The sequence below is a fragment of the Streptomyces sp. URMC 123 genome (assembly GCF_051386515.1).
Taxonomy (GTDB): Bacteria; Actinomycetota; Actinomycetes; order Streptomycetales; family Streptomycetaceae; genus Streptomyces.
The window spans coordinates 1-14745 of the sequence record NZ_JBPQTV010000161.1 but is presented as its reverse complement, the minus strand read 5'-3'; the positions used below and the strand labels follow the sequence as shown (position 1 = coordinate 14745).

Here is a 14745-nt window from a genome sequence, read left to right as displayed (position 1 = left end):
GGTGCCGGAGGGCGGGCGCACGGTCACGGGGGCGGAAGGGCATGGGCGGCTCCCTGAGCGATGCGGGACCGGAGCGGTGCGAGACCGACGCGCTGCGGATCGGGGCGATGCGAGGCCGAGCGGTGCGGGCGGCGGCCAGCCGCCGGGCCGGGCGGGCCAGGCGGGCCAGGCGGGCCAGGCGGGCCAGGCGGGCCAGGCGGGCCAGGCGGGCCAGGCGGGCCGGGCGGGCAACGGCTGGCTGGACCGGGCCGGACCGGGCCGCGGCCAGCTGATCCGCGTCGGCCCGGTCCGGCCGAGCGGACCACCGCGCGAGCCGGCGGCACAGGGGCCGCCCGGCCCCCAGGCTCAGCGCAGCGCCCGCCGGCGGCGCGTCAGCCAGAGCACGCCGGCCGCACCGACCAGCAGAATCGTTCCGCCCAGCGTGCCGAGGGCCACCGCGGAGTCCATCGGTCCGGTCTGTGGCAGCCGGTCCCCGCCCTGCCCGGCGCCGGCCGATCCCTGATCCGCGCCGGCGCCCGTCCCCGGCCCGGGACCGGCGGCCGAACCGGAACCGGAAGGGGAACCGGAACCGGAAGCGCCGGAAGAGCCCTGGTCGGAGCCGCCCGCCGCGGTGACGTCGAGCGTCAGGGACGGCTTGGGGCTGTTGGCCGGCGTACAGGTCGTCGTGGTGCCCAGCGCCTTGATGGTCAGCACCCCGGCCGTGAACGTCACCTTCCCGCTCTTCCTCGGCGTGTAGGTGCCCGAGAGATCGCTGATCCGGATGGGGGTGTTGGCGGGTATCGCGCTGCTGTTCGCGGGACCGGTGACCGTCACCGTCCCGGAGTCCGCGCCGCCGACCGTGATCAGGGCACTGGGGTTCATCGCCCCGGCGCCCAGCTCGACGGGGCTGGAGGAGACGCCCTTCCGGAAGGACATGGTGAGGCGGTACGAGGAACCGCTCTTGACACCCTTGATCTCGATGGGCGACACCGCGCCCTTGTCCCCGATCGGGGTCTTGCAGCGGTAGTCGACGTCCACGGTCTCGGCGTGCGCGGCAGGAGCGGCCAGCAGCATCGCGGCCGCGGCCACCGTCGTGGCCAGCGCGAGTCCGCCCGCGCGGCAGATCCGGTCCACCCGCATCCCCTTTCCTGGGCCCCACAAGGAATCTGACGGCACATCAGATGAGGCGCCGACGGTACGCCAGGGACCTCGCCGAGGGAAGACACGGAACGCGCCGGATCGCGCCGGCGCACAGTACTGCGGACGCGAAGACCGCGCAGGGGCGGCGCGGGGACCGCTCAAGGGGCCCGGGGAGAGAGATCAGCGGGAAGCGAGATCGGGGAGAGGCACAGAGAGACGCGAGAGGCGCGAGGGACGCGGAGCCTACGGGGACGGAACCCCGTAAGCGGCTCGCGAGCGACAGGACGGCGAAGGGACGAGGCGACGAAACGGTCGAGACGACAGAACGGCGAGGCGGCGAAGGGCGAAGCGGCGAAGCGACTGGGAAAGCGGCAGGGACGCACCCCTAGTCGGGGGCGGCGAGCTCCGCCCAGACGGTCTTGCCGAGGCCCTCGGGGTTGCGGACGACGCCCCAGTCGAGACAGAGCCGCTGCACGATGAACATGCCGTGGCCACCGGGCCGGCCCGCGCGGTGCGGGGTACGGGGCTCGGGCGAGCCGGCCCCGCGGTCCACGACCTCCAGCCGGAGCACCTTGCCGGTGCGGCCGACACGCAGCTCCTCCGGGCCCTGGGCGTGCAGACAGGCGTTGGTCACCAGTTCGGACACGACGAGGAGGACGTCCTCGGCCGCCGCCCGCTGGTCGGCGCCGGCGGCGGGCAGCCAGCCCCACTCGTACAGCGCCTGGCGGGTGAAGTCCCGTGCGGCGGGCACGACGCCGCTCGCCCCGGTGAGGGCGAGGGTGCGGACCTGCCAGGTCCGCCCGCCCATGGGGACAACGGGAGAAGCACCGTCGGACTGGCCGCGGTCGCCCGGCGGATGCGGCCGAGTGGTGCTCATCAGTGCTTCACCTCACCGATTCGCCGATACACGTTACAGATCACCGATACCCGACTGATTCATCAGACTCAGCTTTCTCCTGCCCGACCGATCCGGAGGAACACCCACTTCTCGGTACGAGCGTCCGACGCGGCGGGCGAGCCCGCCACTGCACCCAAGGGGAGTCACGGACGTGCGCGCTCGCCCGATCAATGCGACACGCGTCAGTCGGCGAGGGCCGCGTCGAGGGTGTCGTGCACGGTGAAGACCGCCTCAGCGCCGGTGATCTCGAACACGCGTGCGACCACGGGGAGCATGCCCGCCAGATGGACCCCACCACCGGCCGCCTCGGCCTTCAGCCGGGCGCCGAGGAGCACGTTCAGTCCGGTGGAGTCGCAGAACTCCAGCTGTGAGCAGTCCACGACCAGCCGTGAGCACCCCTCGTCCACGCAGCCCTCCAGCGGCTCGCGCAGCAGGTCCGCGGTGTGGTGATCGAGCTCACCCACGGGTGTGACCACCGCGCTGGAACCGTGGCGCCGCACGTCGACCCGGAGTCGGCCCCGACTGGTACTGCCGACCATTCCGTGGTCCATGCACCCCTCCTGGTTGCTAGCGACGGCACGTCGAAGACTACGCCTTCAATACGGCGCTCGGTAGCCGAACTTCCCCACAGATCGGACAATTATTGACAATATGACCTTGCTTTGGCCTGGGTGAAGCGGGTAGGGCTAGTAGAGACCACTACGTCAACGCCGGCTTTGGAGGCGCCGCACACCGCAGGCAGGAGATCGGCTTCGGCAGCCATATGCCGAGAACGATGGAGGAGACCATGTCACCCCGGCTCGACGAATCGCGCACCGACCACACGGCCCCCGCGGACCGCACAGCGGCCGTGGCCGTACGGACCGCGGCGTCGACACCACCGCCCCCGCTCGAGGACGACGTCCTCGCGGATCTGCCCGACATCCCCCCGCACGACGCGATCGGGGCCCTGGACGCACGGGCCCTGTCCAAGACGCTCTTCGCCCGCCTCGAAATGCTCGAGGAAGGCACGCACGAGTACGCGTACGTCCGCAACACCCTGGTGGAACTGAACCTCGCCCTGGTGAAGTTCGCGGCGTCCCGGTTCCGCACCCGCAGTGAGCCCATGGAGGACATCGTCCAGGTCGGCACCATCGGCCTGATCAAGGCGATCGACCGCTTCGAGCTCAGCCGCGGCGTGGAGTTCCCCACCTTCGCGATGCCGACCATCATCGGCGAGATCAAGCGCTTCTTCCGCGACACCAGCTGGTCCGTGCGGGTGCCGCGCCGCCTTCAGGAGCTCCGCCTGGAGCTGGCCAAGGCCGGCGACGAGCTGGCCCAGACCCTGGACCGGGCGCCCACGGTGGCCGAGCTCGCCGAGCGCCTGGGCATCACGACCGACGAGGTCGTCGAGGGCATGGTCGCGAGCAACGCCTACACCGCGAGCTCGCTGGACGCCCAGCCGGAGGAGGACGACTCCGAGGGCGCGCTGGCCGACCGCATCGGCTACGAGGACCACGGGCTCGAAGGCATCGAGTACGTCGAGTCGTTGAAGCCGCTGATCGCGGAACTGCCGCAGCGCGACCGGAAGATCCTGAGCCTGCGCTTCGTGGCCAATATGACGCAGTCCGAGATCGGCGAGGAGCTCGGCATCTCCCAGATGCATGTCTCGCGCCTGCTGTCACGGACACTGCACCGGCTGCGCAAGGGACTGCTCACGGAGGAGTGAGCCGTAGTACGGCTGTATTCGGCCCGCGGGGGCGCCGGTTGGCGCCCCCGCGGGCCGTTCGCGTCCTGCCGGCCGTTCGCGCGCTGCGGGCCGTTCGCGCACGGCGGGCCTCCTCGCCCCGGGGCCGGGCCCCACCGCGGCCTCAGACCGGCGCCCCGCCCACCAGTTCTCCGCCCTGCCAGACGGCCCGCGCGAGCGGAACGCCCGGACGGTAGGCCAGGTGCACCGGCGACGGCGCGTCCAGCAGGACGAGGTCCGCGCGGGCCCCGGGGACGAGCCGGCCGATGTCGTCCCGGCGCAGCGCCGCCGCGCCGCCGGCCGTCGCCGACCAGAGCGCCTCGTCGGGCGTCATCCCCATGTCCCGTACGGCGAGCGCGACGCAGAACGGCATGGAACTGGTGAAGGACGAGCCGGGGTTGCAGTCGGTGGACAGGGCGACGGTGACGCCCGCGTCGAGCAGCCGGCGCGCGTCGGGCCAGGGGGCGCGGGTGGAGAACTCCGCGCCGGGCAGCAGCGTGGCGACGGTGTCGCCGCTCGCCAGGGCGTCGACGTCGGCGTCGGTGAGATGCGTGCAGTGGTCGGCCGAGGCGGCGCCGAGTTCGACCGCCAGGCGCACCCCGGGACCGTGGGTGAGCTGGTTGGCGTGGACCCGGGGGATCAGTCCGCGGGCCGCTCCTGCGGTCAGGATCGCCCGCGCCTGGTCCCCGTCGAAGGCGCCGCGCTCGCAGAAGACGTCGATCCAGCGGGCGTACGGGGCGCAGGCGTCGAGCATGGGGCCGGTGACGAGGTCCACGTAGCCCGCCGGGTCGTCGGCGAACTCGGGGGCCACGATGTGGGCGCCCAGATAGGTGACCTCGTCGGTGTGCGCGGCGGCGATGCGCAGCGCGCGGGCCTCGTCCTCGACGGTGAGGCCGTAGCCGGACTTGGTCTCCACGGTGGTGGTGCCCTGGCGCAGCGCCTCGGCGAGGTAGCGGGCGACGTTGGCGTCGAGTTCGTCGTTGGAGGCGGCGCGGGTGGCGGCGACGGTGGTGCGGATGCCGCCGGCCTCGTACGCCCGCCCGGACATCCGGGCGTTGAACTCCTCGGTGCGGTCGCCGGCGAAGACGAGGTGGGAGTGGGAGTCCACGAACCCGGGGATCACGGCCCGGCCGGCGGCGTCGACGCGATTGTCAGCGGCGGGTGCTTTGCTTGTCGTACCGACCCAGGCGATGCGGTCGCCGGCGATGACGACGGCCGCGTCCCGGATCAGGCCGAGGGGGCCGGCGCCGAGGGAGGGGTCGTTGGTGACGAGCGTGGCGATGCCGGTGACGGCGGTCGTGGTGGGGCTGCTGGGCCCCGTGGGCGGCCGGCTGGTCATGGGCGTGTGGGTGTGCATCGGGGGGTGGCTCTCCTTCAGCCGTGGGGCTGTCGGCCGCGCAGGGCGGCGATGGCCTCGGACAGGGCCCTCGGGGCGTGCGGCACGAGCTGGTGGGCCCCGTCGCGTACGACATGACGGCCTCCCACCACCGTATGGCGGACGTCCGCGCCCGTCGCGGCGAATACGGCCGTCTCGGCGCCGTGCCGGGGCAGCGGGCCGGCGGTGCGGATGGAGTCCAGGGCCACCGTCGTGAGGTCGGCGAGGGCGCCGGCGGCGATCCGGCCGCCCTCGGGCCAGCCGAGGGCCGCGTGGCCGTCGGCGGTGGCGGCGCGCAGCAGGTCGGGGGCGCTCCAGTGGCCGCGGGCGCGGCTGCGCAGGCGCTCGTTCAGCTCCATCGCCCGCGCCTCCTCGAAGAGGTCGATGACCGCGTGGCTGTCGCTGCCCAGGCACAGCGGGCTGCCGGCGTCCCGGAGCCGGGTGGCCGGCCCGATGCCGTCGGCGAGGTCGCGCTCGGTGGTGGGGCACATGCAGATGGCGGTGGCGGCCGAGCCGAGCAGCTCGATGTCCTCGGGGGTGAGGTGGGTGGCGTGGACGGCCGTGGTGCGGGGGCCGAGGACGCCGTGGTCGGCGAGGAGCCGGGTGGGGGTGCGGCCGTGCGCGGCGAGGCAGGACTCGTTCTCGGCGGGCTGCTCGGACAGGTGTACGTGGAGCGGGGCCCGCCGCTCGTCGGCCCAGGCGGCGACGGTGCGCAGCTCCCCCTCGGGCACGGCCCGCACGGAGTGGATGGCCGCGCCGATCCGGGCGTGGCCGGTGGCCTCCAGGAGCGATACGCGCTCGGCCCACGCGGCGGCGCTGCCGTCGCTGAAGCGGAGCTGACGGGGGGTGGGCGGCTCGCCGAAGCCGGCGGAGAGATAGCAGGTGTCCAGCAGGGTGATCCGGATGCCCGCCTGGGCGGCCGCCTCGATCAGGGCGTGGCCCATGGCGTTGGGGTCGTCGTAGGGGGTGCCGTCGGACGCGTGGTGGACGTAGTGGAACTCCCCCACGCAGGTGATGCCGGCCAGGGCCATCTCGGCGTAGACGGCGCGGGCGAGGGCGAGATACGACTCGGGGGTGAGCCGCTGGGCGACGCCGTACATGACCTCGCGCCAGGTCCAGAAGGAGTCCGGGGCGCCGGTGGTGGGCGGACCGCCGGTGGAGGGGTCGTCGAGCGGGGCACCGTCCGCCGGGCCCGCCGCGTCGCCGGCCTGCACGGTGCCCCGCAGGGCGCGGTGGAAGGCGTGGCTGTGCGCGTTGGCCAGCCCCGGCAGGGTCAGCCCGTGGAGGGCGACGGCGCCGGGGGGCGGGGCGGGGGTCGAGGGCCGCACCTCGGTGATCCGGCCCCCGACGTCGGTCCGGATGAGCACACCGGGCAGCACGGCCCCGTCGATCCAGGCGTGTTCGGCCCAGTAGCTCTGCGGTGTCAGCGACACGCGAGGCCCTCCAGTACGTCGGCGAGCGCGGTCACCCCGGCGAGGCAGTCGTCCTCGGTCGCCGCCTCGGCGGGCGAGTGCGAGACGCCGGTGGGGTTGCGCACGAACAGCATGGCGGTGGGCACGGCGTCGGAGAGGATTCCGGCGTCGTGTCCGGCCCCGGTGGGCAGGACGGGCACGCCGCCGAGGAGGGCGGCGAGCTCGTCGCGGAGGCCGTGGGCGAACTCCACGACCGGGGTGAACGACTCCCGGGTGACGGTCACCTCGACCCCGTCGCGCTGCCCGCGTTCGACGGCGGTGCGCTCGATCTCGGCGACCACCGAGGCGAGCGTCTCCTCGTCGGCGGCGCGGGAGTCGAGCCAGCCGCGCACCAGGGAGGCGATGGCGTTGACGCCGTTCGGCTCGACGGAGACCTTGCCGAAGGTGGCGAGGGCGCCGGCCAGCCGGGCCTTCTTGCGGGCGGCGAGCACGGTGTTGGCGTAGGTGAGCATCGGGTCACGGCGGTCCTCCAGCCGGGTGGTGCCGGCGTGGTTGGCCTCGCCCCGGAAGTCGAACCGCCAGCGGCCGTGCGGCCAGATCGCGCTGGCCACGCCGATGGGGTGGCCGGTGCGGTCCAGGGCGCGGCCCTGCTCGACGTGGAGTTCCACGAAGGCGCCGATCCGGGCGAGCCGCTCGTGGTCGGGCCCGATGGCGGCGGGGTCGTGGCCGGCACGCTCCATGGCCTGGGCGAGGCTCACCCCGTCGGCGTCGCGCAGGGCGTGGGCCCCCTCCGCGGTGAGCCGGCCGGCGGTGAGCCGGGAGCCGACGCAGGCCACGCCGAAGCGCGCGCCCTCCTCGTCGCCGAAGTTGACCACGGCCAGCGGCCGGTTCGGGCGGGCGCCGCGCGCCAGCAGTTCGTCGACGGCGGCGAAGGAGGAGACGACGCCGAGGGGGCCGTCGAAGGCGCCGCCTTCGGGGACGGAGTCGAGGTGGGAGCCGGTGACCACGGCGTCGGCCCCGGCCGGGTCGCCCCACCAGGCCCACTGGTTGCCGTTGCGGTCGAGCTCGTAGGCCAGGCCCCGGCTCTCCGCCTGGGCCCGGAACCAGGCCCGGCAGTCGGTGTCCGCGGCCGTCCAGGCGAAGCGGCGGTAGCCGCCGGTGGCCTCGTGGCGGCCGATGGGCAGCAGGTCGCGCCACATCTCGTGGAAGGAGGAGCCGCCGGTGGGCGTCCGCGGCGCGGGAGCGGAGCGGTCGCCCACCGTCCCGGTCACGCGTCCTCCCGCATGGGGACGCGGACGCCGCGGTCCTTGGCGACCTCGTCGGCGATGTCGTAGCCGGCGTCCACATGGCGGATGACGCCCATGCCGGGGTCGTTGGTGAGCACCCGGCGGATCTTCTCGCCGGCGAGCGGGGTGCCGTCGGCGACCGTGACCTGCCCGGCGTGGATCGAGCGGCCCATGCCGACGCCGCCGCCGTGGTGCAGGGAGACCCAGGAGGCACCGGAGGCGACATTGACCATGGCGTTGAGCAGCGGCCAGTCGGCGATGGCGTCGGAGCCGTCGAGCATGGCCTCCGTCTCGCGGTAGGGGGAGGCCACGGAGCCGCAGTCGAGGTGGTCGCGGCCGATGACGACGGGGGCGCTGAGCTCGCCGGAGGCGACCATGTCGTTGAAGCGCTCACCGGCCCGGTCGCGCTCGCCGTAGCCGAGCCAGCAGATGCGGGCGGGCAGGCCCTGGAAGTGCACGCGCTCCCCGGCCATTTTGATCCAGCGGGCCAGGGACTCGTTCTCCGGGAAGAGGTCGAGGACGGCCCGGTCGGTCGCGGCGATGTCCTTGGGGTCGCCGGAGAGGGCGGCCCAGCGGAAGGGGCCCTTGCCCTCGCAGAAGAGTGGGCGGATGTAGGCGGGGACGAAGCCGGGGAAGTCGAAGGCGCGCTCGTAGCCGGCGAGCTTCGCCTCGCCGCGGATGGAGTTGCCGTAGTCGAAGACCTCGGCGCCGGCGTCCAGGAAGCCGACCATGGCCTCGACGTGGCGGGCCATGGACTCCCGGGCGCGCTGGGTGAAGTCGGCCGGGTCGTCGGCGGCGCGGGCGGCCATGTCGTCGAAGTCGATGCCCAGCGGGAGGTAGCTCAGCGGGTCGTGGGCGCTGGTCTGGTCCGTGACGATGTCGATCGGGGCGCCCATGGCGAGCAGCCGGGGCAGCAGGTCGGCGGCGTTGCCGAGGACGCCGATGGACAGCGGCCGGCGGGCGTCGCGGGCCTCGACGGCGAGCTGGAGGGCGTGGTCGAGGCTGTCGGCCCGCACGTCCAGGTAGCGGTGCTCGATCCGGCGTTCGATGGCGCGGGGGTCGCAGTCGATGCAGATCGCCACGCCGTCGTTCATGGTGACGGCGAGCGGCTGGGCGCCGCCCATGCCGCCGAGGCCGGCGGTGAGCGTGATGGTCCCGGCGAGCGTGCCGCCGAAGCGCTTCGCCGCCACGGCCGCGAAGGTCTCGTACGTGCCCTGGAGGATGCCCTGGGTGCCGATGTAGATCCAGGAACCGGCGGTCATCTGGCCGTACATGGTCAGGCCCAGGGCCTCCAGCCGGCGGAACTCCTCCCAGTTGGCCCAGTCACCGACGAGGTTGGAGTTGGCGATCAGGACGCGCGGGGCCCACTCGTGGGTCCGCATGACACCGACCGGGCGGCCCGACTGGACGAGCATCGTCTCGTCCTGCTTGAGGGTCGTCAGGGTGCGGACCATGGCGTCGAAGGAGCGCCAGTCGCGGGCCGCCTTGCCCGTGCCGCCGTAGACGACGAGCTTGTCGGGGTGCTCGGCCACCTCGGGATCGAGGTTGTTCTGGAGCATCCGGAGGGCGGCTTCCTGCTGCCACCCCTGGGCGCTCAGTTCGGTGCCGCGCGGCGCCCGTACGGGTCGCGGTCCTGACATGGGCGGTGCCTCCCTGCCATCGTCTCTGTGCGTCGCTCCGACTGGATCGATCCATTCACATACTCGATGGATGAATAGGCGTAGTCAACAGGTGGCAGCACCTCGGCCCGCCCCGGCGCGCCTCGCCGGGCCGTGGGCGGCGATCCGCCGGCGCTACAGCGTGAAGCCCGCCGGGAAGGGGTCCGCCGGGTCCAGCAGATACTGGCCCATGCCCGTGATCCAGGCCCGCCCGGTGACCGTGGGGACGACGCCCTCCCGGTCCCCCACCCGCTCGGTGCCCACCAGGCGGCCCGTGAAGCGGGTGCCGATGAAGGACTCGTTGACGAAGTCCCGGTGGAGCGGGAGCGCGCCCCGGGCGTGCAGTTGGGCCATGCGGGCGCTGGTGCCCGTCCCGCAGGGGGACCGGTCGAACCAGCCGGGGTGGATCACCATGGCGTTGCGCGCGTCGCTGTCCGGCCCGCCGGGCGCGGTGAACTGCACGTGCCGGCAGCCGGCGATGCGCGGGTCCTCGGGGTGGACCGGCCGCCGCTGCTCGTCGATGGCGGCCATCACGGCCAGGCCCGCCGCCAGGATGTCGTTCGCCCGGTCGGTGCCGAACGGGATGCCCAGGGCGTCGAGGGGCGTGATGGCGTAGAAGTTGCCGCCGTACGCCATGTCGTAGCGGACCTCCCCGAGGCCCGGCACGTCGACGACGGCGTCCAGCTCGGCCGCGTAACTGACGACGTTGCGCAGGGTGACCCGTTCCGCGCGCCCGTCGCGCACGGCGACCTCGGCCGTCACCAGTCCTGCCGGAGTGTCGAGCCGTACGGTGGTCACCGGCTCGACGACCTCGACCATGCCGGTCTCGACCAGAACGGTCGCCACCCCGATGGTGCCGTGCCCGCACATCGGCAGACAGCCGGAGACCTCGATGTAGAGCACGCCCCAGTCGGCGTCGGGGCGGGTCGGCGGCTGGAGGATGGCGCCGCTCATCGCGGAGTGCCCACGCGGCTCGTTCACGAGCAGCCGGCGGATGTCGTCCAGGCGCTCCATGAAGTACCGGCGCCGCTCGGCCATGGTGGCCCCCGGGACCACGCCCACGCCGCCGGTGACGACACGGGTGGGCATGCCCTCGGTGTGCGAGTCGACGGCGCTGAAGCAGCGGGCGGCGCGCATCAGCGGGCCGCGGGGGCCGCGCCGCCGGGCGCGGTGGCGGACTCGGTGCCGGGCGCCGTGCCGGGCGCGGTGGTCTTGGAGCCCCCGGCGGAGGCGGCGACGGCGTCGAGGGCCCGCCGCACATCGGCGTCGAGCCGCTCCAGCAGGGCGCCGGACAGCGGGCCGCGCGGGGGCCGGCAGGGGCCGCCGTACCGGCCGGCGAGGCCCATCGCCCGCTTGATGGCCTGGACGAACTCCGTACGGGAGTCCCAGCGGAAGGCCGGCACCAGCGGCTCGTAGAGCGCCCTGGCCTCGTCCAGGCGGCCGGCGCGGGCGAGCTCGTACAGCCGCACCGACGCGGCGGGGAAGACATTGGGGAAGCCGGCGAACCAGCCCGTGGCCCCCATCAGCAGTGCCTCCAGCACCAGGTCGTCGGCGCCCGCGACGACTTCCAGGCGCGGCGCCAGCTCCCTGATGTGCGGCACCCGGCGGATGTCGCCGGAGAACTCCTTGATCGCCACGACGCCGTCGATCGCCGCGACCTCGCGCAGGATCTCCGGCGTCAGGTCCACCTTGGTGTCGATGGGGTTGTTGTACGCCATGACCGGCAGGCCCGCCTTCGCCACCTCCGTGAAGTGGTGCACGATCTCGGCGGGACCGGCCCGGTAGAGGGTCGGCGGCAGGCACAGTACTCCGTCGGCGCCGTCCTCGGCCGCCAGTTCGGCCCAGTGGCGCGCCTGGTGCGCGCCCGCGCCGTGCACGCCCACGACCACGAGCGCGTCCCGCCCGACCGCCTCGACCGCCGTACGGGCGACGGCGCGGCGCTCGCTGTCGGTGAGCGAGGAGTACTCCCCGAGGGAGCCGTTGGGGCCCACCCCGTGGCAGCCCTCGTCCACCAGCCAGCGGCAGTGCTCGGCGTAGCGGTCGAGGTCCGGCCGGAGCCCTGCGGGCGCGGCGGGGTCGGGCGCGTACGGCAGGGCCGTGGCGACGATGACGCCGGTGAGCCCGGCGGCGTGGGGCTTGGCACTCATGGGGGCGCTCATCGGGTTCCCTCCGAGGGGTCACGGGTGGGCACGGCGGGGCGGGCGGGCTCGTCGTGGTCGTCAGGGCCGGCAGGAGCGTCGGGGCCGTCGGGCCGGTCAGGAGCACCGGGGTCGTCGGGGCCGTCGGGCTCGCGGGCGAGGTCGCCGAGGCGCACCGGCTGGGCGATCGGCCGGCGCTCGCCCGCCTCGGGGTCGGCGACCGCCGCGAGCTCGGCGGCGTTGCGCAGGCACACCCGGCCCTGGCAGGCGCCCAGGCCCACGCGGCAGCTCAGCTTGAGCGCGCGCAGCCCGTCCACGCCGCGCTCGGCCACGGCGGCGCGCAGATCCGCGTACGGCACCTCCTCGCAGCGGCAGACGAGCGTGTCGTCGGCGAGCCACCCGTGCCAGCCGTCCCGCACCGGGTGCGCGGCCGCGAGGGCCGCCGCGAACCGCCGCCCGGACCGCACCCGCGCGGCGACCGCGGGCGCCCGCCCGTCGCGCGACAGGCCGCCGGCCGCCGCCAGGCCGGCCAGCTCGCCCTCGGCCGCGGCGAGCCGCGCACCGCCGACGCCGGTGATCTCGCCCGCCGCGTAGACGCCCGGCACGCTCGTGGCCTGGCGGCCGTCCACGGTCACCCGCGGGCCGCCGTCGGGGCCCTCCCCCAGCGCGCAGCCCGCCGCGACGGCGAGTTCGAGCTGGGGGGTGAAGCCGAAGCCCGTACAGACCGCGTCCACGCCCTCGACGCGGCGCTCGCTGCCGGGCCTGATCCGCCAGCGGGCGTCCAGCCGGGCCACGGTCACGGCCTCGACGCGGTCCGTCCCGTGCGCGGCGACGACGGCAGTACGGGTGCGATACGGAATCCGGTGGCGGGCCAGCAGGACCGCGTGGCCGGCCGCCTCGGGGAGCTTGTCCCGGCCGTCGCGCAGTACGGACAGCGGGGAGCGCAGCCAGCCGAGGGGCGAGCCCGCCTCGAACACGCCGACGACCTCCGCCCCGACGCCCGCCAGGGCGGCGGCCACGGGCAGCAGAAACGGTCCCGTGCCGCAGACCACGGCGCGCCGGCCGACGGCCAGGCCCTGACCCTTCGCCAGCGCCTGGGCGGCGCCCGCCGTGTAGACCCCGGGCAGCTCCCAGCCGGGGAAGGGCAGCGCCCGGTCGTACGCCCCGGGGCACAGGACCAGCGCGTCGGCGTCGAGCGTCCTGGCGGTGCGGCCGATGCCGTCGGCGGGGCCCTGGAGCACATGGACCCGGTGTGCGGCCCGCCCCTCCACGGGCTCGACGGCCACGGGCTCTTCGGCCACCGGTTCGACGGCCCAGACGGCGGCCCGGCACAGAACGGTCACCCGCGGGGCGGTGAGCAGGGCCCGTTCCAGGTGCAGCGCCCCCGCGGAGGCGCGGCCGGCGAGGCCCGGCGCGGGCAGCCGGTGGTACTGGCCGCCGGGTCGGGCCGCGCCGTCGACGACCACGACGTCCGCCCCCGACCGGGCCGCGGCGAGCGCGGCCGCCGCGCCGGCGGGCCCGGCGCCGATGACGACGACCCGCCGGCTCACGCCGTGCCCCCGGCGCCCTCTCCCGTGCGGATGTCGTCGCCGGGGCGGGCCTCGCGCTGACAGGCGCGGACGTCGGCGAGGCCGTTGACCGTCACCAGGCAGTCGTGGCAGACGCCGATGCCGCAGAAGAGGCCGCGCGGCCGGCCCGCGCCCCGGGTGGTGCGCCAGGAGACGCGGCCGGCCGTGAGCAGTACGGCGGCCACCGTCTGCCCGGGGTACGCGGGCCGGCTCGCGCCGTCGACGGTCACACGGAACACCGGGCCTCCTCGGTGAACAGGGCGGGGCGGTCGGCCCGGAAGGGCGCCGGGTCGAGATGCGGGGTCTGTCCGGTGCGGAGTTCGGCGAGGAGTTCGCCGGTGGCCGCGGCGAGGCCGATGCCGGCGCCCTCGTGCCCGGTGGCGTGCCACAGTCCTGGGCGGCGCGGGTCCTCGCCGATGACCGGCAGATGGTCGGGGGTGTACGGGCGGAAGCCGCCGTACGCGCGCAGGGCGGGCACCTCGCGCAGTACGGGGAAGAGGGCGGTGGCCCTGCGGGCGAGGACGCGCAGCACCTCGACCCGTACGGTCGCGTCGAAGCCCACGCGCTCCCTGCTGGAGCCGATCAGTACGGTGCCGGCCCGGGTCGCCTCCACCACGGTCGAGGTCCTCAGCCCCGCCGCCCCGCTGCCGACGGCTCCGACGTAGCCCGCGTCGTACACCTTGTGCCGGACCGTGCCGGGCGGCAGGGGCGCGGTGACCAGGATCAGGCCGCGCCGGGGCGAGACGGGCAGCGGGGCGCCGGCCGCGGCGGCGAAGGAACCGGCCCAGGGGCCGCAGGCGTTGACGACCGACCCGCACGGCAGCGGCCCGGCCGAGGTCGTCACGGCCGTGACCCGCCCCCGGCGCCCGTGGCGCACGCCGAGGGCCTCGACGCCCGTACGGATCGCCCCGCCGCGCGCGGTGACGGCGGCGAGCAGGGCGGTGGCGACCAGCACGGGCTGCAGCTGGGCGTCCTCGGGGTAGTGGACGGCGCCGCGCGCCTCGGGGGTGAGATGGGGCTCCAGGACGGCTGGAGCGGCCACCGGGCGGGCGTCGACCCCGGCGGCCCGCTGCGCGGCGGCGAGCGTCCGCAGGGCGGCCGCCTCGGCGTCCGTGGTGGCCACGACGAGGCCGCCCTTGGGCTCGTACTCGCAGTCCGCGAGCCGGGGGCCCAGTTCGGCGGCGAGCTCGGCCAGCAGCCGCGGCCAGCGCCGCAGGGACGCCTGGGCGAGGGCGAGTTCGGGGCCCGGCCGCTTGTCGGAGACGAGAAGGTTGCCCTCGCCGCGCGCGGTGGTGCCGGAGGCGACGGGCGCCCGGTCCAGCACGGTGACGCGCAGTCCGCGCCGGGTCAGCGCCTCGGCGCAGGCGGCGCCGACGACGCCGGCGCCCACCACGACGGCGTCGGGGTGTTTCCGGAGCAGGAGCACAGGCACACCGCCGTTCCCTGGCATGGAACCGCCGTTCTGTGAGCAGCGCGACGGTAGTACGGGCCGCCGCCCACCTGTGGGTTGACCCGCAGGCCGAGCGGCGGCAGGGCCGCGGCGGAGGGTGCGGCCCGCACGAGGG

13 protein-coding genes are annotated in these 14745 nt (G+C 75.1%); 1 reads left to right on the top strand and 12 read right to left on the bottom strand.

What is annotated here, in order from left to right; all coding sequences use genetic code 11:
* Positions 1-345 precede the first annotated feature (345 nt).
* From ACSNOD_RS19050 to ACSNOD_RS19040, 3 genes are all read right to left on the bottom strand, one after another.
* On the bottom strand, positions 346-1119 hold the full coding sequence (locus ACSNOD_RS19050) for an LPXTG cell wall anchor domain-containing protein (protein ID WP_436768171.1): 774 nt from the start codon (positions 1117-1119) through the stop codon (positions 346-348).
* A gap of 385 nt (positions 1120-1504) precedes the next feature.
* The gene (locus tag ACSNOD_RS19045; RefSeq protein ID WP_436768170.1) at positions 1505-1996 is read right to left on the bottom strand and encodes an ATP-binding protein; all 492 of its coding nucleotides are present in this window, start codon (positions 1994-1996) and stop codon (positions 1505-1507) included.
* Positions 1997-2199: 203 nt separating this feature from the next.
* Positions 2200-2568: an STAS domain-containing protein gene (locus ACSNOD_RS19040; protein ID WP_436768169.1), complete on the bottom strand. Its 369-nt coding sequence runs from the start codon at positions 2566-2568 to the stop codon at positions 2200-2202.
* 236 nt (positions 2569-2804) lie between these two features.
* On the opposite strand from ACSNOD_RS19040, the gene ACSNOD_RS19035 reads away from it, so the two are divergent.
* Positions 2805-3725: an RNA polymerase sigma factor SigF gene (locus ACSNOD_RS19035; RefSeq protein WP_436768175.1), complete on the top strand. Its 921-nt coding sequence runs from the start codon at positions 2805-2807 to the stop codon at positions 3723-3725.
* Positions 3726-3867: 142 nt separating this feature from the next.
* On the opposite strand, the gene hutI is transcribed toward ACSNOD_RS19035, so the two are convergent.
* The 9 genes from hutI to ACSNOD_RS18990 all read right to left on the bottom strand — a co-directional run bounded on the left by hutI (position 3868) and on the right by ACSNOD_RS18990 (position 14612).
* On the bottom strand, positions 3868-5082 hold the full coding sequence (gene hutI / locus ACSNOD_RS19030) for an imidazolonepropionase (protein ID WP_436768174.1): 1215 nt from the start codon (positions 5080-5082) through the stop codon (positions 3868-3870).
* A gap of 35 nt (positions 5083-5117) precedes the next feature.
* A complete protein-coding gene (locus tag ACSNOD_RS19025) occupies positions 5118-6545 on the bottom strand; it encodes a formimidoylglutamate deiminase (RefSeq protein ID WP_436768173.1) in 1428 nt (475 codons plus the stop codon).
* Entirely contained in the window at positions 6542-7729 is a 1188-nt protein-coding gene (locus ACSNOD_RS19020; RefSeq protein WP_436768172.1) for an allantoate amidohydrolase, read from the bottom strand. The genes ACSNOD_RS19025 and ACSNOD_RS19020 overlap by 4 nt, the downstream gene beginning before the upstream one ends.
* Before the next feature lie 68 nt (positions 7730-7797).
* Positions 7798-9456: a urocanate hydratase gene (hutU, locus tag ACSNOD_RS19015; protein ID WP_436768168.1), complete on the bottom strand. Its 1659-nt coding sequence runs from the start codon at positions 9454-9456 to the stop codon at positions 7798-7800.
* A 153-nt stretch (positions 9457-9609) separates the two neighbouring features.
* The gene (locus ACSNOD_RS19010) at positions 9610-10611 is read right to left on the bottom strand and encodes a proline racemase family protein (RefSeq protein WP_436768167.1); all 1002 of its coding nucleotides are present in this window, start codon (positions 10609-10611) and stop codon (positions 9610-9612) included.
* Positions 10611-11621, bottom strand: a complete 1011-nt coding sequence (locus ACSNOD_RS19005; protein ID WP_436768166.1) for a dihydrodipicolinate synthase family protein — start codon at positions 11619-11621, stop codon at positions 10611-10613. The genes ACSNOD_RS19010 and ACSNOD_RS19005 overlap by 1 nt, the downstream gene beginning before the upstream one ends.
* Positions 11622-11629: 8 nt before the next feature.
* Positions 11630-13162 (bottom strand): FAD-dependent oxidoreductase, encoded by a 1533-nt coding sequence (locus tag ACSNOD_RS19000; protein ID WP_436768165.1) that lies wholly within the window; start codon positions 13160-13162, stop codon positions 11630-11632.
* Positions 13159-13419, bottom strand: a complete 261-nt coding sequence (locus ACSNOD_RS18995) for a (2Fe-2S)-binding protein (protein WP_436768164.1) — start codon at positions 13417-13419, stop codon at positions 13159-13161. Before ACSNOD_RS18995 ends, ACSNOD_RS19000 begins: the two co-directional genes overlap by 4 nt.
* Positions 13407-14612, bottom strand: coding sequence for an NAD(P)/FAD-dependent oxidoreductase (locus ACSNOD_RS18990; RefSeq protein WP_436768163.1), 1206 nt, complete (start codon positions 14610-14612; stop codon positions 13407-13409). Before ACSNOD_RS18990 ends, ACSNOD_RS18995 begins: the two co-directional genes overlap by 13 nt.
* Between the last annotated feature and the right edge of the window lie 133 nt (positions 14613-14745).